The 25,141-nt window shown below is 40.0% G+C and carries 20 protein-coding genes; 8 read left to right on the top strand and 12 right to left on the bottom strand.

Annotated features, from left to right (window positions below; all coding sequences use genetic code 11):
• Positions 1-97: 97 nt before the first annotated feature.
• From AC3KZC_RS06135 to AC3KZC_RS06120, 4 genes are read right to left on the bottom strand one after another with little or no spacing between them, the layout of a single operon-like run.
• Entirely contained in the window at positions 98-991 is an 894-nt protein-coding gene (locus AC3KZC_RS06135; protein ID WP_490579898.1) for a peptidylprolyl isomerase, read from the bottom strand.
• Positions 992-1,028: 37 nt separating this feature from the next.
• Positions 1,029-1,871 carry a hypothetical protein gene (locus tag AC3KZC_RS06130; RefSeq protein ID WP_490579899.1) on the bottom strand — a complete coding sequence of 281 codons (843 nt, stop codon included), beginning with the start codon at positions 1,869-1,871 and terminating at the stop codon, positions 1,029-1,031.
• A 15-nt stretch (positions 1,872-1,886) separates the two neighbouring features.
• Positions 1,887-5,585: an autotransporter assembly complex protein TamB gene (gene tamB, locus AC3KZC_RS06125; protein WP_490579900.1), complete on the bottom strand. Its 3,699-nt coding sequence runs from the start codon at positions 5,583-5,585 to the stop codon at positions 1,887-1,889.
• The gene (locus AC3KZC_RS06120) at positions 5,582-7,297 is read right to left on the bottom strand and encodes an autotransporter assembly complex protein TamA (protein WP_490579901.1); all 1,716 of its coding nucleotides are present in this window, start codon (positions 7,295-7,297) and stop codon (positions 5,582-5,584) included. Before AC3KZC_RS06120 ends, tamB begins: the two co-directional genes overlap by 4 nt.
• Positions 7,298-7,491: 194 nt before the next feature.
• Here AC3KZC_RS06120 and AC3KZC_RS06115 point away from each other — a divergent pair, with 194 nt between their 5' ends.
• Complete coding sequence (locus AC3KZC_RS06115; protein ID WP_490579902.1) at positions 7,492-7,830, top strand: ribonuclease E inhibitor RraB; 339 nt, start codon at positions 7,492-7,494, stop codon at positions 7,828-7,830.
• Between the two features lie 13 nt (positions 7,831-7,843).
• Here the strand turns inward: AC3KZC_RS06115 and radD are convergent, their stop codons facing one another.
• Positions 7,844-9,604 carry a DNA repair helicase RadD gene (gene radD / locus AC3KZC_RS06110; protein ID WP_490579903.1) on the bottom strand — a complete coding sequence of 587 codons (1,761 nt, stop codon included), beginning with the start codon at positions 9,602-9,604 and terminating at the stop codon, positions 7,844-7,846.
• A 142-nt stretch (positions 9,605-9,746) separates the two neighbouring features.
• Here radD and AC3KZC_RS06105 point away from each other — a divergent pair, with 142 nt between their 5' ends.
• Positions 9,747-10,235: a GNAT family N-acetyltransferase gene (locus AC3KZC_RS06105; protein WP_490579904.1), complete on the top strand. Its 489-nt coding sequence runs from the start codon at positions 9,747-9,749 to the stop codon at positions 10,233-10,235.
• Between the two features lie 34 nt (positions 10,236-10,269).
• On the opposite strand, the gene AC3KZC_RS06100 is transcribed toward AC3KZC_RS06105, so the two are convergent.
• Entirely contained in the window at positions 10,270-10,623 is a 354-nt protein-coding gene (locus AC3KZC_RS06100) for a VOC family protein (protein WP_490579905.1), read from the bottom strand.
• Positions 10,624-10,971: 348 nt separating this feature from the next.
• Between AC3KZC_RS06100 and AC3KZC_RS06095 the strand changes: the two genes are divergently transcribed.
• On the top strand, positions 10,972-12,066 hold the full coding sequence (locus tag AC3KZC_RS06095) for a ferredoxin reductase (protein WP_490579906.1): 1,095 nt from the start codon (positions 10,972-10,974) through the stop codon (positions 12,064-12,066).
• Positions 12,067-12,068: 2 nt separating this feature from the next.
• Positions 12,069-13,121, top strand: a complete 1,053-nt coding sequence (locus AC3KZC_RS06090; protein WP_490579907.1) for a fatty acid desaturase family protein — start codon at positions 12,069-12,071, stop codon at positions 13,119-13,121.
• A gap of 64 nt (positions 13,122-13,185) precedes the next feature.
• Here AC3KZC_RS06090 and AC3KZC_RS06085 read toward each other — a convergent pair whose 3' ends face one another.
• The 3 genes from AC3KZC_RS06085 to AC3KZC_RS06075 all read right to left on the bottom strand — a co-directional run bounded on the left by AC3KZC_RS06085 (position 13,186) and on the right by AC3KZC_RS06075 (position 16,099).
• Positions 13,186-13,494 carry an H-NS family nucleoid-associated regulatory protein gene (locus tag AC3KZC_RS06085; RefSeq protein ID WP_490579908.1) on the bottom strand — a complete coding sequence of 103 codons (309 nt, stop codon included), beginning with the start codon at positions 13,492-13,494 and terminating at the stop codon, positions 13,186-13,188.
• 100 nt (positions 13,495-13,594) lie between these two features.
• Complete coding sequence (locus tag AC3KZC_RS06080) at positions 13,595-14,956, bottom strand: Na+/H+ antiporter NhaC family protein (protein WP_490579909.1); 1,362 nt, start codon at positions 14,954-14,956, stop codon at positions 13,595-13,597.
• 99 nt (positions 14,957-15,055) lie between these two features.
• Positions 15,056-16,099: a PLP-dependent cysteine synthase family protein gene (locus AC3KZC_RS06075; RefSeq protein WP_490579910.1), complete on the bottom strand. Its 1,044-nt coding sequence runs from the start codon at positions 16,097-16,099 to the stop codon at positions 15,056-15,058.
• A gap of 135 nt (positions 16,100-16,234) precedes the next feature.
• Between AC3KZC_RS06075 and AC3KZC_RS06070 the strand changes: the two genes are divergently transcribed.
• Positions 16,235-16,774: a DUF4136 domain-containing protein gene (locus tag AC3KZC_RS06070; RefSeq protein ID WP_490579911.1), complete on the top strand. Its 540-nt coding sequence runs from the start codon at positions 16,235-16,237 to the stop codon at positions 16,772-16,774.
• Positions 16,775-16,824: 50 nt separating this feature from the next.
• On the opposite strand, the gene AC3KZC_RS06065 is transcribed toward AC3KZC_RS06070, so the two are convergent.
• Entirely contained in the window at positions 16,825-17,073 is a 249-nt protein-coding gene (locus AC3KZC_RS06065) for a YkgJ family cysteine cluster protein (RefSeq protein ID WP_490579912.1), read from the bottom strand.
• 263 nt (positions 17,074-17,336) lie between these two features.
• On the opposite strand from AC3KZC_RS06065, the gene AC3KZC_RS06060 reads away from it, so the two are divergent.
• Positions 17,337-18,536: an efflux RND transporter periplasmic adaptor subunit gene (locus AC3KZC_RS06060; RefSeq protein WP_490579913.1), complete on the top strand. Its 1,200-nt coding sequence runs from the start codon at positions 17,337-17,339 to the stop codon at positions 18,534-18,536.
• 3 nt (positions 18,537-18,539) lie between these two features.
• Positions 18,540-21,698: an efflux RND transporter permease subunit gene (locus AC3KZC_RS06055; protein ID WP_490579914.1), complete on the top strand. Its 3,159-nt coding sequence runs from the start codon at positions 18,540-18,542 to the stop codon at positions 21,696-21,698.
• Positions 21,699-21,942: 244 nt separating this feature from the next.
• On the opposite strand, the gene AC3KZC_RS06050 is transcribed toward AC3KZC_RS06055, so the two are convergent.
• Positions 21,943-23,277 (bottom strand): ankyrin repeat domain-containing protein, encoded by a 1,335-nt coding sequence (locus AC3KZC_RS06050; RefSeq protein ID WP_490579915.1) that lies wholly within the window; start codon positions 23,275-23,277, stop codon positions 21,943-21,945.
• Between the two features lie 162 nt (positions 23,278-23,439).
• Here AC3KZC_RS06050 and AC3KZC_RS06045 point away from each other — a divergent pair, with 162 nt between their 5' ends.
• Positions 23,440-23,655, top strand: coding sequence for a DUF2897 family protein (locus AC3KZC_RS06045; RefSeq protein WP_490579916.1), 216 nt, complete (start codon positions 23,440-23,442; stop codon positions 23,653-23,655).
• A 26-nt stretch (positions 23,656-23,681) separates the two neighbouring features.
• Here AC3KZC_RS06045 and AC3KZC_RS06040 read toward each other — a convergent pair whose 3' ends face one another.
• On the bottom strand, positions 23,682-25,055 hold the full coding sequence (locus AC3KZC_RS06040; RefSeq protein WP_490579917.1) for a YjiH family protein: 1,374 nt from the start codon (positions 25,053-25,055) through the stop codon (positions 23,682-23,684).
• Positions 25,056-25,141: the final 86 nt, after the last annotated feature.

Below are 25,141 nucleotides of genomic sequence, written 5' to 3'. Positions count from 1 at the left end.
TCTCTATTTTGGCTAGTAAACAAAACAACCGCCCATCGGCGGTTGTTTTATACTAATCACTCAAAAATTTTAAAACCAATACATTTACATCTTGAATTTACTCTCGAGCAAAAGGGCGACTGGGTACACTCACCGCACAAACATCCGTATAATTAGGCGTTTCAATAAACCAACTGCCTGGGCGATTACGACGCGATGCAACTAAATCGGTAAACGTAGTAGAGCCAGTATCCATAATTTCTAAATTCACAGGGCGAGTTTTTTTCACATCAGCAGCCACAACCATATCTAAAATAGGATTAAACGCACGCTGCGCCGCTTCGCTGTCATCTTTAGGTTTACGATCAAGGCGCTGTAAATGTTCCATCCCCTCAATCACACGACCAAATGCAGTAATATTACGGTCTAAATAACGTAATGTCCCCAAGGCAACATAAAACTCGGTGCCGCCACTATCAGCTGAATCGCTGCGCGCCATTGCAAATGTACCAGGGCAATGAGTTTGCCATGTTTGTGTTGCATCACTCGTTTGAGCAACTGCAAAGCCGTTTAAAAATCCAGTTTTCGCGGCATAACCGTCTTTATCATCCACTAAAGTCATCGCAAGAGATGCGGTTGTTTGATGATAAAACTCTGCTTTAATTGCTTTTTGACCGATCGCAATCTTCTTTTGCTCGCTGGCATCGCCGCCTTGTGCGACAAAACCTTCAACAAATCGATACATGTTTAAATTTTTATAAAACCCTTCGCGTGCCAATTTTTTGATATTGCTCACATGATTAGGAGCTAAAAGCGGGTTTAGCTCAATGATCACTGTGCCTGTCGCTAAATCGAGCAATAACGTATTGTCTAAATCAATAGCACGCCATGCGCTATCAGGCGCTCTTGCAATAATTTCACTTGGTGATAACCGTGTTGATTTCGCCTGCACTGTGATTGATAAACAGCTTAAAATAGCCGTTACTATAAATGGTTTTAAGGAAAGTGACATAATTAGCCTTTTTTATTATTGTTATATTACTTTAGCGTCATAATTGAAGTGGCACATTTGGGTACCAATACTGTTTTTGTTCAAGTGGTGCACTGGCGGGTAATAAATGATTTTTTAATCTGATCACCTTGCGGTTTTGTATATTTGCTTTTTCTAACAACTCTTTGAAATGCTTATCGAATAACATTTGCCAACTCCCATCTTGTTCTGCCAACGTTAGGCCGAGTGTCAGCGCATGATGTAATACGATATTATTCTTTGCGACAAAAAAATACGTCGCTGCAGGATATTGAATCACAATATTAGGCTCATAAATAAGCCCTGGTGCCAATCGCTTTTCATCCATTTCTAACACACTTAACGGTAAAGCATCAAATCGACCTAAAAGCAGCATGTTTTGTTGTTGTTTGAGATCGCTGATTTCTGTGGTGATTAAGTCATTTGCTTTAAAAATAGCTAAATCAGCCCAATCAAAACCAAGCCCGAAGTTAAACTTTTCAAGGCCAAACTGATTCTGTACCTTTTCAAATATTGCCTGATTTTTCTCCGTTACAATCGCAATGCGATAACCAAGTAAGCCTTTATCAACTGGAATAAGCACCGCTTGCGCTTCTTCTTCTAGTTGTTTACTGGTCAAATGCCACGATATATCGATCCCATTTTCATTGCCCAACAAACGAATGGCACGGGTTTGACTTGGTACATTATTAACTGATTCACAACGATATTTTAAACCTGACTTATCTAGGGCAAGTACGACCAACTCAGCAATATAATCATGGGCTGGCGCTGAAAATCGCACCACCATTTCACCATCATCCTGACTCGCATTAACAGTTAACGCAACCAGAAAAATACACCATATTGTAATTTTTAACATAACGGCTCGCATAATTTAGTCCCAGTCAAATTTATACAATATATCTAATGCATTATTTAACCCACTTGTTGCTTCAATGTAAAGCCGAGGTAAGATTTGATAGCGCACAGCAATTTCTGTTATAGGATCAAAAATCCCAATACTGTAGCGTACTTGCACCCCTGGCATAACATAACCACTAATTTCTACCTTTGTTTCATCACCTGAGCCTTTTGATGCTAAAGCAATATCGCGTACTCCTATTGCTTTACCTATCTTATTGATCACCCCTTGACTGCGTTCTACACCTTGTGTGATCAACATCTGGGTCAGTAATCCATCATTCGACGTATCCCCATCCCCAATAGGACGGCCATTTAAAAGATACGACAAGGTCATCGCTTGATCCATGCTTGGCTCAGAGTAAATCTCAAGTTGAGGCGTCTCTAAAGGGCCGGTTAGTTTTATTCCTGCAATAACCCCATCAGCTGTAGTTGCAGGGTTACGGATCGCTCTAATATTTAAATAAGGCTTATCAATAGCACCATTAAATCCTATTTGTCCGGTTTTAATGTGTAAGTCCTGTGAAAATGCCTGATAATTCCCCTCTAGCAAATTCATGTCACCCACTACTAATAATGGGCTATTTTGTGCTTTTTTTAGTGTTAATTGGCCAGCTACTTTTGAATAAAGGCCAAATGAATCAATAATCACATCGTCTTTAACAACTAATTTCACATTCATTAAATAGTTGAACGGCAGTGATTTCTTTGTTGGAATGCTGGCATCAACAATGACCTCATCATCACTCACCTGCACCGCAGTACTTGGTAAAGATTTCATTTTGATTCGACCATATGGTAGTACTATTTGACCAGCAACATTTAACCTTTTATCTTCATAGCTTAATTTAAGGTTTGGGCTTAATTTAACATTCACCCCTGTTTGCGGCTTTAAGCCTATTTGTTCACCTTTGATATCTAACGAAGCCAATAAATCTGTGTTTTGCCAATTAATTAAGCCATGAATATCGGCAAAACCACCGCTTCGGTCTTTTAGATTTCCTTGAAGCAAGGCTTGTTGTTGATCAAATACCAATGCCAGATCACTGTCAGTCAAAGCAATCGGTAATTGCGCACCCGCTAACGCAACACGAGCTGCCTCAATTTGCCCTGTGAGTTTAGGCGCGCTCAGCGTTCCTGAAATATCAACATTAGCTTTCACCGCACCTGACAATTGTTCAAACTGCTTTAAAAAAGGTTTAAAGTTGGCAAGTTGTGTTTCTGTTAAACTGACATTACCCGTTAATTCACGCTGATTTGTAAGATCGTGCACCTGCAAGTTAGAGGTTAATTGCCCAAGTAATTGGGACGCGAGCGATAATTCAAATTGTGCCGTGCTTGCATTTGCATTGATATTTATTTCACTTTGCTCAAAAGGCAGTGAAAATTGCTGCCCGGCCTGATGCAAAGTTAAGGCGAACTCTGTACTTGTTAACTGAGCGACTAATCGGCTCAATACTTGATTTTTCCACTGTAAGTCAATTGCACCTGTAAAAATGCCTTTGGCAACTAATTCAGGCGGTAAATGATGGTCGATAGAACGCAGGTTAAATTCAGCTAATGTAAGCCCGACATCACCATTTTGTGTGTCAACAGCGAAACGGTCAATACACACTTTAGAATACTGAGAACGCCAACAATGCGCCGCTAAACTCAGCGCTTGCTTTCGCCAATTCAGTGCCACATCCAATGGCTTGTCTACCGAGAAACGCTTTACATTGTCAGAGACAAATAAATCGTTAATCACGGCATTCCAATTATCACCAACAAGTGACGATACCAAAGTAAAATTACTCGACACCCAATCTGAATCGAGCTGTAACGCTGCTTTTTGATTGAGCTTATTACCGTTAACATTGAAATCTAATGATCGTAACGACTTATCGAAAAGTCGGATATTAGCCGCCTTTAAACTAATATCCGCTTCAAAATTATTAGCCACATTCAGTTCACCCACACTGGTGATATGGTCAATTTCAATTTGAGGCAATGCTAACCCATTGATAGCTAATTGCCATTTAGCAATTGGCGCGTTACGCTTGCCTTTGATATTAAAATCGCCGCTCGCTAAACCACGTAATGAAGGCGAAATCTGGGCAGCATGAGATAAATTTAACTGACCACTTAAGTCCCAGTTTTTGTTGAATTTCCCTGCAAGCTTTACAAAGTTTTCACCACTTTGTAGTTGCAGGTTTTTTATAACGCCATTTAACTCAGTGTCTAAGGATAATTGGCTCGACAAAGTTAAAGGAATGTCATTGATATCGCCTTGCAACTGCAGCGCTGGTAATGTGACTTTCCACCGTTGACCTTGTTGCGCTAATGACAGAGCAATTGAGCCATTTAAATTACTGCGGTACTGTGTGGATACTTCACTTATATCAAGTTGCTTAACGAGGGCGTTAGCATCAACTTTAAGCGCGTTGGCCCAATTAATAGTGCTACTAAATTGCACCTCGCTTTTTGCACTGGTGAGCGATGCATCTGTAATCGTTATCTGGTTCAAATTACCTGCGGCACGTAATTGACTCTGTACCGCTGACAATGCGTTCAACTGGCTATTTGCTTGTAATGCCAATACGTAATTATTTGCATCGCCTGTTAAATCAAATCCTAACGAGTGTAAGGTAACCGTATCAACCTCTTTTGCAAACTGCCATGCTTGCAACTGCGCATTAAAATTAAACGGTAAGTTTTCACGCCAAAGATCAACCACTCCCTGTAAGTCTGCGGCATAATCACCTTGATTAGTCAGTGTTATTTTTAACGCATTCAGTGGCCCATTGAGTACTAATTTCACATGCTCATTTTGATAACGCACCGAACTTGTAAGAGCCAATGAATTTAATTGCGCTAATTTTGCTTGAGCCTCAAGCTCTAAAACAGCCCCAAAGCTTTGAGCACTAAAATGTTGAAGATTCAACTCACTGCCATCAACAAAACCTTTAAACTTAACATCTTCAATAACATGGCTATTTTGTTGCTGCGTTAACGATATTTGTTTAACGAATAAGTCATCGACAACCACATTCAACGGGCTGTAAATTTCTAACTTGGGTAATGCGGGTAATGTACTTTTTACTACCTGCGGCTTAATCGGTACTGGCCGATTATCATGTATGGCAATCGACTGTGCATGAAGTGTCTGAAGTATAATTTGGCTTTTATCGCCCTGTGCCGATAAAACGAGTTCACTGGCATGCACCTGTTGATGAGTTCCTAAATGCATTTCAAAGCTTGAAATAGCCACTTGGGTCAACAAAAAGCGCAGTGGTAAAGTCATCACACTGTCTTTTTCACCAAACACAATTGTGGTGATAGCAGTGGCAATATCATCGTTTGATTCTGATGGTGTCTCGGGCAATACAACAAACAGCTTGTTAATACGAAGACTGTCGATACAGATACCGCGGCAATACCAATTTAAATTGAGCGATATATTCTCTAATATGAATGTAGTTTCACCTTGCTCATAAGTCACTGAGAAAGGCTTATCGTCATAAAAACGAGCTTCACCTAAACGGATGTTTAAACCCGAGACAACTTGGTTTGCACTCCATGCAATTAACTGATTACCCGGAATAGTAAACACAATACAAAACAAAACAGTCGATAACACAACTAAAGGCCAGAGTAACCAATATCGTAATCGACGAAGAAATAATCTGATCATAATTCAGGGCCTATGGTAATGCTTAATCGCGCAGGATTCCCTGATTCACTCAGTGCCCATGCGGTGTCAAAACGAATTGGACCAACCGGCGTTAACCAACGCAAACCAATGCCAGCACCAATCGACAATGCTTCACTAAAATCATTAGTTGCAGTACCGCCATCAACAAAAACCGCTGCACGCCAGCTTTGTGCAAACTGATAATTATACTCAGCAGTACCTGTTGTTAAATAACGCCCACCGACTCGGTCGTCATCTTCTATTGGCGATACGGCTTCATATTTGAACCCGCGAATACTTTGGTCACCACCGGCAAAAAAACGCATCGAAACCGGCACACTACTAATATCGTTAACTAAAATAGCGCCTAATGTCGCACGCATAAAAAATAAATGTCGGGTATCTAAAGTTCTTAGCCACGCTGTTTGTGCCCGAATTTTAAAAAGATCCGTACTTGATACTAACTTTTGGCTCGCAAACTCAGCCGATACATTCCACGACTGGCCCCAATAAGGCGTCATGCCACCTTTTGCTTGTTTACGGGCGTAGCTTATCCCGGGTAACAGCATTTGTGTGGTATCGTTTTGCTCACCCAAACGATAATCTTCTCGCTCGTATTTAATAAACCCGGTTCGGATCCACTTATCAGACGTTAACCACTGACGTTGTGCCTGTGTGGTAATTTTTCGACTGAATTTTTCAATGTCGGTATTTTCTTCATTTTTATAACCGGCCACAAAACGCCAAACATCATTAATTGGATTATCAACCGGGACAGTGTAAGAAAAACGCATTTCTTGCTGCATTTCAGACGCTTCAATATCGCTGTCCATGTAATGGCCCGCTTTGCCATACCAAGGTTTAGTCCATTTAAAACGCACTTTGGCTCCTAAATCCGTTGAAAAGCCACCGCCGACTTCATAACTGTTGGCCGGTTTATGTAACACCTCAACAATTATAGGTACCTGACCTTGTTGACGTCGCACCACATCTGCATGCACTCGAACGCTATTGAAATAAGGTGTATTAGATAAATTCAAATTAAAGTCAGATAAACGCCCTGCTTTAAATGGTTCACCCATCTTAAAAGGCTGTAAGCTGCGAATGTATTCACTTGCAGGTGTATCACTTTGTACTTGTACAGGGCCAAAAAGGTAACGCACTCCTGAATCAAGTAGCAGTGTCACTGTCGCACTATCATTGGCCAAGGTTACCGCTATTTGGCTTTGCTGCCATGTGGCATCAAAGTAACCAAGTTCCATCAGTAAACTTTCAATTTTACTTTTTGCATCGCTGTAATGATTATGATTGAGCACTTCCCCTTGTTTAAGCGGCAGCGAATTTAATAAGGCTTGCAAATCACTATCTGCGGCACCTTGACCCAATATTTGCACATCTAATGTAGCAATACGGGTTGGTTCATTAGGGGCAATAGTTAATTCAAGCTGGGTGTATTTTTGATTACTAATAAATTCAACGGTAATCGATGGGGAGTAATAACCTAATGCTTTGAGTGCAAGTATGGCTTGCTGCTCAATATGTAGTTTAAGATAGGCCGAAGGTTCAGCATCCATTGTATCAGCCAAATAACTGCGCACGTTATCTTCAAGCGCAGAGTCGACACCTTTAATAGTAATTTTATGTATAGGCTCGGAGGCAGCAAATACAGAACCACAAAAAAAACAGAGTAGTAGAGCACGCAGTAGTAACAAACGAGTATCCTTAAGCCAGGGGGGACTTACAAATAAGTGAATGATTTTACCATAGTAATAATATCCGCAAGACCCTTTATTGTAGAAAATTGTTACTCTACTTAAAATAAATAAACCAATTTTTTAGCCTAGTGCTTTTTATTTGCCACAAATTCTAAGACAATAGCCCTACTTCGAATTAATGAGTACCTTAAATGCAATTTCCTGATGACGATAATGGTCAATTACTGGCCGATATGGCTGCCGCTGGTTTAGATCTGAATCAAGTTCATACAGTTGATTTTTTTATTTTATTTGAACAAAAGCCCCATGCAGAAGACTTTATTAAAGCGATTACTGCCGATGAGCTTGCGCCTGTTACCCAATTACAAAAATGCCCAGATACTGGCGTTTGGGAAGTGATTGCATCAGTTAGCATGGTGCCTGAGCACACCTTATTAGGCCAAACCGAGCAATACATCGAAAGCATTGCTAACCCACTTAATGGCTACGGCGATGGCTGGGGAATTTTAGGCGATGAGCTAGAAGGCTAATCAGCCACCAGGCTTATCGTTCTTGATAAGCCTTACGAAACGCACCTTGGTAATCAAAAATCTTTTCAGCAATTTTCCAGCCATATTTTGCTTTACGAGCAATCACAAAATCAGGATGAGCGAGTAACGACTTCACCGCTAACACATCAGCTACATTGGTTAATGAGCTCGGAATTTGGCCTTGAGCAAGGCGTTTTCCAAACTGCTGATTAAAGATACAACAAGCTGCTTTGATAGCTAAATTAAACACCTCATCACAGCTTGCCCCATCTTCATCAAAATAGGTGATTTTAATTTTTTCGCTGCCAATTGACTCTATCGTCATACCAGAACAGCGCAGCACTAACGCATCTTTTAAATTCAGCGCCGCGCGTAATTTATCATCGGGATCGACCAATAACGCCTGACATGCATGGCAAACCCGGGCCGCGATGTCGTTTTCAGCGCCACAGCTATCACACTCTTTAAACCGAAAACGATAATCACATTGCTGATTTTGACCTGTTTCATCATCACTCAATGACCCTTGGCAACGGCGGCCAAAATGTTCAATCACTTTGCCCTGCTCATCGGTTTTCCCCCAAAAGGTATTCGCAAATCCGCAACCTGGGCAGAGCACTTGCACAGGTTCACTGTCTGAACTTGGCTTTTTAGCCCCTACCTCGGGGTAAAATAAATCAAAACCATTACCGGCATAATCAATCACTAAACAGTCGGTTTTACCTGGGCTTAAACGTAAACCTCGCCCAATAATTTGCTGATATAAACTCACCGATTCGGTTGGCCGTAAAATCGCAATAAAATCAACATGCGGTGCATCAAATCCGGTCGTCAAGACTGACACATTGACTAAAAATTTAATTTCTTTAGCTTTGAAATCCACCACAATGCTATCGCGTGTTTTATTATCCGTTTCACCTGTTACTAATACGGCATTGTGTCCGGCTAAATAACTCAGTATTTCTTTAGCATGCTCTACAGTCGCAGCAAAAATCATCACACCTTGACGGTCTGCACTGAGCTCAATCACTTGTTCAATAATTGCTTTGGTCGCACGTTGATTTTCTTTGAGCATTTGATTTAAATCGGCGCCACTGACTCGGCCAAAACTATCGTTCGGTAATGCAGCAAAGTCGTAATGGCAAATAGCAGCATCGAGTACTTCGGGAGGCGTTAAAAACTTATTTTTAATCATGTAGCGCAGCGGTAATTCATAAATACATTTTACAAATGGGCTTTCGCTCGTTCCCCTGACAAAACCATGATAATGATGATGATAAATCCAGCCCATGCCTAAACGGTAGGGAGTTGCGGTCAACCCCAGTACTTTTAAGTCTGGGTTAAGCTGCTTTAAGGTTGCAATCAGCCGGTTATATTGGGTTGTATCGCTGTTATCAACCCGGTGACATTCATCAATAATCAATAAAGAATAGGGTTCATCAAGCTGTTCTAGGTTGGCACTTAACGATTGTACGCTGGCAAACGTTACCTGCTCTTTAAGTGACTTTTGTTTTAACCCAGCAGAAAATACACTCGCTTTTAAGCCGTAGCTTTGGTATTTCTCACAATTTTGCTCCACCAACTCTTTTACATGCGCCAACACCAACATTTTTCGTTTCGCAAGGCGAGCCAATTCAGCAATCACTAGACTTTTACCCGCCCCTGTCGGCAATACAATCACGGCCGCATCATTTGTTTGGCGAAAATGGCTCAGGGTATTTTGTACCGCTTCTTGTTGATAAGGACGAAGAGTGTAAATATGGCTACCTATCATGATGCTGATGACTGACCTATGAAGTATATCGCGTCTTAAAATAGATAAAAATAACTAATCTGAAGAAGTAGTTTATTTCATTTGTTATCAATAAGTTGTTAAGGGTAATCTGATTAACCGAGTTAATTTAAAAGGAAATAAAATGACTATTCATATCCGCCACAGTACAGCCAATGATGTGGTTGCTGTTTTTTCAATCATTTCGCAAAAAAGCTGTTATAGCAATACCTTACAGCATCCTTTAAGTAGCATTGAACAATGGACTAAGCGCCTTAGCCAATTACCTGATAACTGCATCAGTATTGTGGCAGAAAAAAATGGCAAAGTTGTTGGTCAGTTAGGTGCTGAAAATTTTAGTAATCCACGGCGTCGCCATGCTTGTAATATTGGTATGATTGTATGTGAGTCCGCCCGCGGCCAAGGCGTAGCTGATGCCTTATTAAACGCATTTATCGATTTGGCCTGCAATTGGATGGGTATTAAACGCATTGAATTAGAAGTATATACCGATAATGCTGCGGCACTCGCGTTATATAAAAAACATGGTTTTACTATCGAAGGCACCGCAAAAAACTATGCTTTAAAAGACGGTATATTAGTTGATGCTTACCTAATGGCTAAGTGCATTTAATAAGTTGAATTAATATCACATAGTAAAATCAGCTTTAAGATGACTCACTAAACTGTGTGATATGCCAAAGCTCACCTGCGGGGCCCCACAAATGCAACACATTACCCCAAGGCACTGTTTCTGGTTCACTCAATTTAATGCCAAACTCAGTCAAATTTTGTAACGTTTTGTGCACATCTTCAAGTGAACTTACCACCAATTGCATCATTAAGTTATTAGCTAACCCTTCATGATAAAATTTTTGTAATAAAAATGAGCAGTCACCATTTTTAAACTCACAGACTTGAGCTGTTTCAAAGGTGATACTAAAACCCATTGCCATATAAAACGCTTTTGAAAGCGCAAAATCTTTGCTAGGAATAAAAACTTTTATATCTTCTACTTTCATTATTAAGCCCTTCTTTTATTTAATAAATTGATAGGTAAATTACTCAATACTTGATAATAAATCAATCTCAGGCAGTTATTTTCAACACTCACTGTGTTGGACTAACGTGCAATAGGACATAAAACAGCCTTGTAGAATCTTTTATCCAGACTGAGGTTCAATATCCTTATTCAACCATAAGACACCCCGCTGTGCTTAAACATAATCCTTACAAAATTCATTTTTAAATCGTTTAATTTGAGTTTACGTCACCTCATGTTTTGAGTATTTACACTAACCCTCTTGAAATTTAATTTTTTGAGCGTACACTCGTGCGCTGAAATTTAAGCTAACACTTGTACGCTCAAAATGAAATTATTAGAAAAAGTAACCAATAAAGCCGCACAGTTATTACTACACACCCAGTCTCTTAAAGGCTATTTAGAGCCTTTAGTACAACACTTTAAACCTGCTTGGCGGGCTGGAATGTATCGTGCCAAAGTGATTAAAATTATCAAACTACCTGCTAATTGCATCAGTTTAGAACTGAGACCTGAGCGATCGTGGCCCAGTCATCGAGCAGGCCAGCACGTTTTGCTAAGCTGCCAATTTAATGGTCGCCTAATGACTCGTACCTTTTCAATATCGTCTTCACAAGGCCAAGCTGAGCGCGGTAATCACATTAGATTAACCATTAAAACCGCAAAAAATGGTGCGTTTACCAGCCAACTTGCAAACGAGCTTGCTGTAGGTGACTTTGTAAATTTATCTGAACCTATGGGTGAGTTTTTACTGCCTTCGTGTGAACCAAACAGCATAGATGAGCTATTTTTCATTGCCGCAGGTTCTGGGATCACTCCCTTTATGGCTATGTTACATACCCTAGCTGAGCGGGAACATCTTCGAACGCAAAACATTTACCTTTGTTATTTTGCCAAACAAGGAGAGCATTTATTTATTGATGAATTCAATGAACTTAAGCGCTTTATTCCACAGTTAAACGTGATGCTTTTAGTGCGAAAGCAAGGCGACTCCTTATCAAGTGCACTCAAAAATATCATGCCAACAAGCCAAGTACTTATCTGTGGACCACAGAAATTTAAACAAGATGTTGATGCTGTACTCAATCATTATGGTCATCTTCGCTTAAATCGTCAGGCAGAGTTTTTTCAGGCGGTGATGAGCAACGAGCCAAATACCGATATGCAACAAATAACGGTACTTCGTCATGGTCACCCGTTAACGCAATTAGTGACGGGCAAAGAGAATTTATTAAGTAGCCTAGAGCAGCAAGGATTATCACCCAATTTTGGCTGTCGCATTGGTGTGTGCCATCAGTGCCAGTGCATTAAAAAAAGTGGCATTGTTAAAAATCTACGAACCGGACAGCTTTCAGAGAGTGGTGAACAGCTGATCCAACTGTGCATTAGCCAAGCTGTAAGCCCTTTAGAATTGGAGTTATAACTATGAATCAGCTCAATTATCAACAACTCGGTGAACAGCTTGATGCTCTCAAACAAGCAACCCTCGAAAAAGTCGGCACTGAAGATGCGGCGCATATCCGCAAAGTCATTGCCTATCAACGCGTATTAGAATGGACTGGTCGAATTTTATTGATGCTTGGTTTTTTACAGCCCATTTATTGGGTCATCGGTGTGCTGAGTCTCGCTGTGGCCAAGATTCTCGATAATATGGAAATTGGTCATAACGTCATGCATGGCCAATACGATTGGATGAACGACCCTCATATTAATTCGCGTCAATTTGAATGGGATATTGCCTGCGATGGAAAAAGTTGGCAGCGTATTCACAACTACGAGCACCATACCTATACCAATATTATTGGTAAAGATCGTGATTTTGGTTACGGCTTACTGCGATTATCAAACGATTTTAAATGGCGCATAAAAAATGTATGGCAGTTTATTACCTATATTAATTTGAGTTTATTGTTTCAGTGGGGCGTTTCATACCATGAACTGGCTGCCGAACGTGTTTTTATGGGTAAAAAGAAACAGCAACGTGCTTCAAAAATCGACCCTAAGGCCTTAAAACAAGCATTTTTTAGTAAAGGAGCAAAACAATTATTTAAAGATTACTTACTGTTTCCTGCATTAGCGGGGCCATTATTTTTATGGGTATTAACGGGTAATTTAGTCGCTAATTTATTACGCAATGTATGGACTTCAACCATTATCTTTTGTGGTCACTTTACAACCGACGTTCACACTTTTAATGCTAAAGACTGTGAAAATGAAAGCCAAGGGCAATGGTATTATCGTCAAGCTTTAGGATCATCTAACATTAAAGGCAGTCAATTATTCCATTTATTAACTGGACATTTGAGCTTTCAAATAGAGCATCACTTATTTCCTGATTTACCCTCTTCGCGTTATCAAGAAGTGGCTCCACAAGTACAAGCTATATTTAAACAACATGGCATTGCTTATAATACCGGATCGTTTTTCAGACAATATAGCCAAGTAATAAAACGTATTGTGCGGTATTCTTTTCCTTAACCTCTTACACAGAACAATAAAAAAGGAGCCACAGGCTCCTTTTTTATTGATAATTTATTGCTATTTAGTTTGCTAAATATTGCTCTAAAATAACACCTTCAAATGCTTTTGGACGTTTACCACGGCCTGACCATTCAAACGTTTCACCATCACGGGTAATACGATATTTAGCTTGGACTTTTGCACGTTTATCTGCTGAGTTATTATCCACTAAATCATCAAGTGTTAAGCCTTTTTCTTTTAATAACGCAAGAACTTCTTGCTTTGCTGATTCTTGAGCTTGACGCTCATCAAGCGCTGCCTCAATTAACACTTTCGCTTTTTCTAAATCAGAAAAGCTTGCTTCTTTAATAAATGATTTAATGTCTTTCATATTAATTTAAACCCAATAGAATATTTAAGTAAGTATAAGATAGCCAAAAAATAAATAGTAGTGAATAAATCACTAAAATACTATCTTGAAATTAATTAATTTAAAAAAGTATTATCGCTGTTACTATATATAATAAAATAGTCATAAAACCAGCAACTAACGTATAAGGCAATTGAGTTTTAACATGCTCAATATGCTCACACCCACTGGCAATCGATGCCACAATAGTACTATCTGATATAGGCGATGAATGATCACCAAACACCCCTCCACCTAATACTGCTGCAACTAAAAAGGCTGGAGGTAACCCTGTTTCAATTGAAAGTGGTACCGCGATAGGAATTAAGATTGCAAACGTCCCCCACGAAGTACCTGTGGCAAAGGCCATAATACCTGCAGTAATAAATAATAATGGGGCCAATCCAATCTGTGCTACCTCAACCGACATAATGCCACTGACATACGTACCGGTGCCAAATGCTTTTACTGCATCTCCAAATGCAAAACTCAGTACCAATACAATCACCGCAGGTAATAAGTTTTTTATTCCAGTCACGCTGTGTACTATTAGTTGTTTAACGTTAAATACTTTATCTAAAAGTAACATGATGCATAATATTAAAAATGAAGAAATAACCGCCCACATAACCGCAAATGAACCACTACCACGGCGTAAATCCCCTTCACCGGTAATGTAGAGTAATACAAGTGTGATCAGCACAATTAATACCATTGGCACTAACATATAACGTGTTTTACCCGCAGCCGTATCTTGGTGCTGACTTGCTTCAACTATTTTTGAACTTGCATATTTTAAAGGCCCATACACTTTATTTGTCATCGCAGTATAATAAACCATAACCAATACAATAATCGGGTAGAAATTATATGCGATTGTTTCAATCAGAATCCCAACGGTATCGGTTAATTGATAACCATCGAGTAAACCTAGCACATAGGCGCCCCATCCATTAATTAGAAATAAAATACTGACTGGTGAGCAGGTCGAATCAATTAAAAAAGCAAGGCGAGCACGGGATAAACCAAACTTATCAAATACATTTTGGCTCGCAATACCCGCAGTAAACATGCTTAGGTTTGAATCAGTAAAGATAGACGTACCAATTAAACTGGGTAATAAGCTGGCTTGGCGTTGATTTTTAACTAAGTTGCGCTCATTGAGGGTATTAATAAAGGCATTAACTCCACCTGAGCATTTTATCAGCATGAGTAACGCACCGATTAATAAACTAAAAATTATAATGCGCTGATTTGACGCTCCCTCAAATACATCAATTAATATTGAGCCTGATGCAATAACTCCGTCAACGGGTGAAAAACTCATCTGCATTAAGCCGGTTAATAATAAACCAACGGCCAATGCCTGAATGGCACTTCTACGCCATAATGCGACAAGTATCGCCACCAAAGGAGGAACTAATGTATAAATAGAATCTTGCATTGTTATCTCATTATTATTTTTGTATTGGTAAATACACTTGCGTTTTTGAGTTTGTAATTATCCCATAATTACGACACACTCAAAACTAAATAAGCCTAATTACACTATTGTTTTTAGATAATCATTATAAGTTGTATCGTGACCTATATTATCTTGCACCCAGCTTGCATTGTAATAGGTGTTTAAATATCGCTCACCACTGTCACAAATTAACGTAACGATTGAACCTGATTGCCCTGCTGCTTGCATGCGCTTAGCAATTTCGAGCACCCCAACCATATTAGTCCCCGATGAAGGCCCCACTTTTCTGCCCAACTTTTGTGTTAACCAATGCATGGCTGCAAGGCTGTGCTCATCGGGTACTTTTTGCATTTCATCGATCACGCCGGCTACAAATGAAGGCTCGACCCTAGGTCGACCTATGCCCTCAATTTTACTGGCCTGTGTAGAAGTTAAGCCAGCGTTAGAGCTGTGGAAATAGTCATAAAAAACAGAATGTGCAGGGTCAACGACTAACAGTTGAGTAGCCAGATTTTGATAGCGTAAATAACGCCCAATCGTTGCCGATGTACCACCCGTGCCAGAGCTCATAACCACCCAACTTGGCTCTGAAAAGCGTTCTTTTTTCATCTGCTCAATGATACTAGTGGCAATATTATTATTGCCTCGCCAATCGGTTGCACGCTCTGCATAGGTAAATTGGTCCATATAATGGCCATTTAATTGAGCAGCTAACCTTGCTGATTCTTGATAAATTAAACTTGTGTTTTCAACCAGGTGACATTGGCCTCCATAAAATTCAATTTGCTTTATTTTTTCAACCGCCGTTGTTTTAGCCATAACCGCGATAAACTTTAGCCCTAATAAACGTGCAAAATATGCTTCTGATACCGCTGTTGAACCCGATGATGATTCAATAATGGTCGTATCATGATCAATCCAGCCATTACATAATGCATATAAAAATAACGAGCGCGCTAAGCGGTGTTTTAATGAGCCCGTTGGATGGGTGCTTTCATCTTTTAAATAAATATCAATATTAGGAAAACACGCCAAAGGCAATAATATTAAATGTGTATCGGCTGAACGGACATAATCAGCCTCTATTTTCGCGATTGCTTGATTGAGCCATTGTCTTTTCATTTGACCTCTTATTATATTTGTTATTTTTAGGGTTCGAAGATTCAGTTAAAATTCATCTAAATCAATTTAGTATTAATACACCGTCAAATTTGTATGATATGTTTCTATCATTATTGAGGTATCTAAGGAGCTACTATGAAACACTTTTACGTTTCCATTTGTTTATTAATGTTAACTGCTTGTGCTAAAACCCCTGATTGGGACTACGACAAATCCGCCAACTTCTCAAACGTAAAAAGCTTTGCTTGGATCCCAAATGCGAGCTTAACCAAAGATACCACTCACTATCAAATTAGCCCACTGATGGAACAAAGAGTACAAAAAGCGGTGAATGACACCTTAGCGGCTCAAGGTTTGCAACAGGTGGCTGTTGAACAAGCCGATGTCTTAATTAACTATCATGCCTCGGTCGATAGTAAAGTTGAAATAGATACCTTTACCACTGGCTACCAAGCACGCTGGGATAATTGGGGATTTGGCCTTCAAAACCAAACTCATACCCAAAATTATGAAGTGGGTACTTTGGTGATTGATGTCATTGATCGCAGCACTAACCAGCTTATCTGGCGTGGCGCAAAAGAAGGTCGTTTAAAGAAAAATCAAACGCCTGAACAACGCACGCTCGCCATTGAAAAAACAGTAACCACTATCTTGGCTAATTTCCCACCAAAATAATCATACTTTTGGGCGCATTAAATCTATGCGCCCATCCACACCCTCACAGTTTACGTGTTTTGCTCTAAATCTGTGATAAGCCACAGTGCTTGTTCATTCGTTTCACCACACACATCAATCGTCGCTTTAAACTCACTGCAGACTAAAGGACGCTCCGGCTGTCCAAAAATACGGCACATATTGTCGTCATTTAACTGAATACACCGCACTCCAGCGGGTTTTCCATTAGGCATCCCAGGTATTGAGGAGCTAATACTTGGTGCAATACAACACGCCCCACACCCCATTCTACACTGCATAATTTCCCCAAAATAAACACGCAATTTACTGAATTTATTGATTAATATATTTTTATAAAAATAAAATAAAAATATATTAATCACATTCAAGAGCACATATAAAAATAAACTTTTTATAAAACAGAGTGATAAAACAGCAGATGAACTAAATAGTAAATTTTAATTAAAAAACACTCACAGTTTGTTACACAAATACGCAGTCTGTAAACATTATATTGCTTATTATAAGCGTGTCATCAATATAAGTAAGCAAGGGAGTCATCATGGCTACTAAAAAACAAATTTTCATCCCAATTGCGATTGCAGTGGTTGCAATCGCAGTTGCAGGCGCACTCGTTGCTATGAAAAAGCCACCAGAAAAAAAAGAAGAATCGGTGATTTTACCTATAGTTAAAACAAGCCCAGCAGAAATTAACCCTATTTCGTTAGATGTAAAATCCCATGGATTAGTTAAAGCAAAAGACCAAACCCAACTGGTTGCACAAGTTAGCGGGCAAATTGTTGAAGTATCGCCTCTGTTTGTTCAAGGCGGCTTTATTAAAGAAGGCCAAGTTTTAGTGCGTATCGACCCTAACGATTACGAAGCAGCCTTAACAGAAGCAGAAGCAAGCTTAGCGCAAGCACGTTCAGCCCTTGAAATTGAGCGCGCCCAAGCACATGTTGCCCAAGCTGAATGGGATCGGATCAGTAAAAACTCAAATGAAAGCATTCCTTCTGAACTCTACTTACGTAAACCCCAATTGGCCGAAAAATTAGCCCATTATCGCGCATCAGAAGCAGCCGTAAAACGTGCAAAACGTAATTTAGAGCGCACATTTATCAAAGCGCCCTATGATGCAATTATCGCAGAGCGCAGCATTAGCTTAGGCAGTGTGGTTACTCCAGGTAGCTTCTTTGGCTTAGTCAGTGCAACTGAAGTTGCTGAAATTCGCTTACCAGTCCCCGATAAAGATTTACAATACCTAGTTAATCATGGCCTTGATTCAAAGGTGACTTTAAGTGCTGATTATGCCGGTCAAGAAGTGCAATGGCAGGCTAAAATTGTGCGAAGCGAAGGGGTTATTGATAACAAAAGCCGTATGACCTATTTGGTTGCAGAAGTACAAGACCCGTACGGACAAACAAAAACAACCAAACCTCTGCGTTTTGGTGCCTATGTCAATGCCACCATTGCCGGTATGCAAATCCCCGAAGCCACCTTGATCCCGCAACATTTAGTTAAAAATAATAAAGTGGCTGTTTTAAATGCTGACAATACGTTGAGCTTTAGAACCGTTGATATTGTGCGTGAACAAAACAACATGGTTATTGCAACTTCAGGCATTAATTTTGGTGAAAAAATTATTACTTCTGCGCTTGAATACCCAACTGAAGGCATGAAACTCGACCCAGAAACAGCGGTCGCAAAAAAAGAATTAGCAAAGCCAATTGCTGAAACACAACTTGCAATGAAGGAAGAGTAACCAATGAGCGCTGACACACAAAAAGGCTTAATTGCCTGGTTTGCGCGTAATCCCGTCGCTGCAAACCTTTTAATGGTTTTCATTTTATTGGGTGGTTTATTAACCGCCATGACCATTCGTAAACAAATGTTCCCTCAATTTCAAATTAACTGGCTAAGCGTACAAGTTGCCTATCCGGGTGCTGCCCCACAAGAAGTTGAAGAAGGAATAACAATTAAAATTGAAGAAGCTCTCGAAGGCATTCAAGGCTTAAAACGTTTAATTACCTATTCAAACCGCAGCAGTGCTAATGCGTGGATCGAAGTCGATGAAAGCTACAACGTGCAAGACGTACTTGATGAAGTAAAAATGCAAGTTGATTCGATATCAAGCTTTCCCGCAGGGATGGAGCGCCCTATTGTGGCGCAAGAAAAGTTTGAACAAGAAGTCATGGTATTAGCGTTATATGGCGATTTAAATCGGCGTGATTTAAAAGAGCTGGGCAATACCATCCATGATGAAATTCAAGCGCTGCCTTCAGTGAATATTGCACGTTTTAATCGCGGTTTAAATTACGAAATTGGCATTGAAGTCAGTCCAGATAAACTGCGTGAATATGGCCTCAGTTTTAGAGAAATTGCCACCGCGGTACGCAGCTTCTCGGCCAATATGTCTGCAGGTCAAATCAAAGCTGAAAATGGCTACATTTCAATGCGCGTTGAAAACCAAGCCTATACGGGGCGTGAATTTGAGCAGTTACCGTTAATCTTACTGCCTGATGGCACACAAGTCTTATTAGGTGATGTAGCCACCATTAATGATGGTTTTCAAGAAGGTATTCAATACCATAAATATAACGGCAGTAACTCACTGACGTTTGAAATCAATGCGTCAGAAGACCAAGACATCACTAAAGTTGCGGCTGTCATTAAAAAGTACCTTGCCGATAAAGCCGACCAATTACCAGCTGGGGTTAAACTTGAGCCAATCGTCGATATGACGTATTACCTTGAAGGTCGTCTTAACATGATGATCGATAACATGGTATGGGGTGGTATTTTAGTTATGCTGATCTTAGCGTTATTTTTACGCGCCCGGTTAGCGTTTTGGGTCATGATGGGCTTACCAGTATCGTTTTTAGGTGCCTTCTTATTTATGCCGATGGGCTTTTTAGATGTCACCATTAACGTTGCTTCTTTATTCGCCTTTATTTTAGTGCTCGGGATTGTGGTCGATGATGCAATTGTAATTGGTGAATCAGCCCACAGCGAAATTGAAGAGCACGGTCACTCGTTAGATAATGTGATCCGTGGTGTTAAACGTGTTGCCATGCCAGCCACTTTTGGTGTGCTGACCACAGTCGCCGCATTTTTACCAATGACCTTATCAACAGGCCCTGAATCTGCTTTTGGTAAAGCGATTGGCGGTGTCATCATTTTATGTTTGTTATTTTCATTAGTAGAATCAAAACTTATTTTACCGGCGCATATCGCCCGCATGAAAATGACCCCTTACAACCCTCGCAATCCAATGCATCGTTTACGTAATACCATTGATGGTGCCCTTAAACATTTTGTTGAAAATTATTACCGCCCATTTATCGTAAAATGTATTCATTACCGTTATGCCGTCATTGCCACATTTATCGCGATTTTAATTGTCAGTATTGGTCTATTTGCAGGTGGATTTGTTAAGTTTGTTTCAAGCCCTAAAATCCCACACGACTTTCCATCTGTCAGTATTGAAATGAATTTGTCATCTTCAGAAAAAGCCACATTAGAGACGGCACTAGCCATTGAAAAAGTGATTTTAGATGTTGAAAAACAAATCAAAGCTGAGTATGGCGTGCCGATGATCAAAGATTTATCCGTTAGTCTCAATGGCCGCACCGATGCCCGTTTAATGGCTGTTTTGGTTGATCCTGATTTACGCCCAATGGATACGTTTGCGTTATCTGATTTGTGGCGTAAAAATATGCCGCCATTACCCGGTATTAAATCGATGACTATTCAAGATAGTATTTTTGGTGGTGGTCGAGATGATGGTGATATTAGCTTTCGCCTTGAAGGCAAAGATGTTGCTGAGCTGCGTTTAGTTGCTGAAGAATTAAAAGCAAAACTCAATACCATCAAAGGTGTCGGTGATGTGAACGATTCAATGCAAAACGCCACTGATGAAGTACGTTTAAACCTAAAACCAGTTGCTTACACTATGGGCTTAACTCTTGCAGATGTTGCCTCTCAGGTGAGCGCTAGTTATTACGGTATGGAAGCACAGCGTATTTTACGCGGCGGTGAAGAGGTTAAAGTCATGATCCGCTACCCAGAAGAGCAACGTAATTCAATTAGTGAAATTAACGATACCCGTATTGTGACGCCAACGGGTGCTGAAGTACTGCTGTCAGAAGTGGCACAAGTAAGTTTAGCTGATGGTGTAAATCGTATTCGCCGTGAAAATGCAAAACGCACTATTAATGTATGGGCTTCTGTTGATACCAATCAAGCACAACCTTTTGAGATTGCTAAAGATATTCGTGATAATTACTTGCCAGGTTTGCTCAAGAATTATCCTGGCGTACAAAGCGATGTTGCAGGGCGTATCCAACAAGAAATGGACAGTGCCGCAGAGCAAATGCGTAACTTTATTTTATCAATGGTACTGGTATTTGCATTACTCGCCATTCCGCTACGTTCTTACTCACAACCTTTAATCATTATGTCGGTGATCCCATTTGGTGTAATTGGCGCCATGTTTGGCCACATGGTTTTAGGCATGACCATGAGTAGCTTATCGGTATTTGGTATCATTGCCGTCGCTGGGGTGGTCGTAAATGACTCTTTAGTGATGGTTGATTTTGTAAACCAAGCCCGTAAAGAAGGGGTATCGCTTAAACAAGCAGTTGAAGATGCAGGTTGTAAACGCTTTAGAGCGATTATGTTGACCTCGCTCACCACCTTTATAGGGTTAATTCCGATTATTATGGAAACCAGCCTACAAGCTAAAATTGTGATCCCAATGGCGGTGTCACTGGCGTTTGGTGTTTTGTTTGCCACGTTTATTACCTTGATTTTAATTCCTTGCCAATACATTGCACTAGAGGATTTAAAGCGTGTTTTCAAACGTAATAAAGGCGCGCAAATAGATGCGCAAGCAACTCAAGCCAAGATTGCACCTAACCAATAACGTCGATTGAAAAGCTGTTAGCCTTAATTTAAGGCCTAGCAGCTTTCAGGTTTCATACATCATAAACTGACATAAAGGTCTCTACACATTTACCTTGTAGAGACCTTTATAAGTTGGCTAAAAAATTAAAGATAAGGTGGATGATTACTAAGAATTTCTTAACTTTGTACTGATAATCGCTGAACACTCAAAGTCACTGCTTCTATACACTCATTTTGCAGTCAACGTTATACCGACCTAAACACTAAGTCAGTATGGTAATGACCACGACAAAAAGTAGCAACATTTGACCCAACAAGCTTAAAAACGACATTGCCCGTAATAAAAACAAACTCCAAGGGTGTTTTATATAAGGATACAAATTACACCGCTTAAGACTTACTGCATAAAAGAGGGTTAATAATGCGCTAATCACAATCACAAACGAACTTTCTGCTTTAAATTCAAAATCAGGTTTAAAAAATAAAAATAATTGAAGGGGTAATAACAAACACACAATGGCATGTAAACAATGAACGATATCAATGCGCTTTATTTGCTGCTCAGGACTTAATTCTTTGATACCAAAGTCCTTTTCAAATTGCCGCAAAATTAATCTAAAGCCTTGCTCAGCTGCAATCTGATAAGCTGTCTGACCCACTTTATTTTTAATTGTATAATCGACACCATTTTTTAGTAATAAGGCAATACATGATTCACTTTGCCCCAAAACCGCATAATGCAGTAACGTATTGCCCGCTTTATCCACTGATTTAACGGTGTCCGGCGACAAACCACTGACTAAAATATCAACAAAACCACGTTGTGCCGCCCACATCATAGCCGTACAACCCTGCTCATCTGCCATGCAGCCCGAAGCACCTTGGGCTAAAAATCGCTTACACAAACTTTGCTTTGCTGAGCCATCTTTAATATGCGCTAACAGCGCTTGTTCCAATAAATTTAAATCGGTTTCATCTTCTTGCAATGCCACCAGCAAACCAAAGTAATCCTCACCTAACAACAGGCGCTCAGTTAATATTTGCACTAATTGAGGTGTTTGTTTTACCGCGGTTTTTAAATAAGGCGTCAATAATGCATGAAGCTCCTCATCGCGCCACAATGTGATAATGTCATCTTGTGATAATACCAATCCTTGTGCCAACGAATACTGTAAGATTTGATACGCATGAAGCTGATGGCACAAACGCGCCAAACTTAATTGGCTATACTTAATAAACTGGCTTTTTATGGGTAAATAATTAAGAAGGCGTTCAAGCAATAAAAACGTGACTTGCTCGTTCGTCATAGACTGGTCTTTTAAATGCGCCATCACTTGTTCAATATAAACTTGTTCAGCATCATCGTATTCGTATATATGTTGAAAACAGCAGCCTTGAAATGGCTCTGCCGGTTTTTGCCATATTAAATAAAACAACGGAGGAAGCACTGTCAGTGCAATACCTTTATCGTCAATTCCCTCCTGACAAATAGGCCACTGCTCTAAAGCATCTAAAATATGCGCGCCATTTTGCTCTAACAAGCCTTTAATTAACAAAGGGTATTGCTTGGGCCAAATCAGCACATTTTCATTAGACAAAACATCTCTCCACAGATAAAACACGGTCAATTTTGCGCGTAATGGTAACAGGAAAAACGCACTGCAAAAAGCGTTAATCACATGGTTTAACGCTTTTTACTAATGACTTTTTGCCATAATTAACGCACACTTAATATGCAATAAATAAATGAGATTCACACCATGCAAACATGGCAAAGTATAGTCATCGTCGTCATCGTATTTGGATTTGTTTGGGGTAATTTAGCGTTACTTCGCTACAGTGCCAAATTTGATATGAAAAAATTTAATCAAGACCCAATCGAAAAAGCCAAAGCGGCGCTAGCTGAAAAAAAAGCGCTCGAAGAAGCAGCGCTTAAAAATGAAAAACAGCAGGTCAAAAAAAACGAACATTCGTAATAATGTTCGTTTCTTTGGGGTTGTCGTTACACCAACCAATGAGCCATTAGCGCAATAACTGGTAAGCTGATAAGTGTACGAAGTAAAAATATTACAAATAATTCAACAATATTGACTGGAATTTTACTGCCTAACAACAAAGCACCCACTTCTGACATATAAATTAATTGCGTCACACTCATTGCAGCAATAATAAAGCGCGTTACATCGCTTTCAATCGAATTAGCAGCCAAAATAGACGGAATAAACATATCCGCAAAGCCAACCACAATTGTTTGAGCCGCTTTTTCAGCCTCAGGAACCTGTAATAACTCTAAAAACGGAATAAATGGTGTGCCTAAAATCTGAAATACAGGTGTATATTCAGCCACTAATAACGCAAATGTACCTACCGCCATCACCACTGGCAATACAGCAAACACCATATCAAATGCGTTTTTCAGGCCTTCTTCTAGTGTTCCTTTAAACCCTTTGGCATTATACGCCTTAGTTAAAGCAACATGTAAACCATGCTTAAACAAGGTCTTACCTTCGGGTAACGCTTCACTGTTGCCTGTTGGAATTGTGCCATCTATATACTCATGTTTTTTCCAGCTAAGCGGTGGTAAACGCGGCACAATTAAGGCTGCAACAATACCCGCTAAACACACAGTTAAATAAAATGGGGCAAATAAATGCTCTAATCGTACCTGCCCTATTACTACCAAGCTAAAGGTAATGGAAACTGCTGAAAACGTAGTACCAATAATTGCAGCTTCTTTAGCGGTAAAGAATTTTTCTTCGTACTGTTTTGCCGTCATTAAAATTCCGACACTACCATCCCCAAGCCATGACGCGACGCAATTGACAGCACTTCGACCTGGTACACCAAATAGAGGGCGCATCACTTTAGTTAACAACGTGCCCACGAGTTCAAGTAAACCAAAATTAAGCAACAACGGCAGCAACAAACCAGCCAAAATAAACACCGAAAATAACACCGGCATTAAGTCATGTAATACCAAGTGCCCAGTGCTGCCTGAATACACAGCTTCAGGGCCCACTTTAAAGAAGGTCATCACCACAAAAACCATACCAATCAAACGTGTTACGACCCAGACCCAACTCACAGCAAACAGATGATTTAAAAAACCAATACGAGCAATAAAAGCCGGCTTTAAAATTTTAACGAGTAGACCTGTCAGTGCTGTAAAGCAGATTACACCAGTCACTATCGCTGTGATGTGATTTGCAACAAGCAATTGCACTTGTTTTGCAAGAACCGCGATAGGTATTGTAAACACCTCCCCTAACGGGACGGGGGTCATAAACAAAAAAATACCGATTAAAGAGGGGACAATAAACGCAAATAAAGTGCGCCAATGATAGAGGTTATGTTCTTCAACGTGTTCTTGTTGCATGTTTTTGCCTTTTTTATTGTTACATTACCGTGGTTTGACACAATAATGACTGCTTTAAAACAGACAAAAGAAAAGAGCACGCGCGG

This window comes from Pseudoalteromonas sp. J2K-J031 (assembly GCF_058197095.2).
Note: the sequence above shows the minus strand (reverse complement) of the source record. Positions and strands in the feature narration are given on the sequence as shown.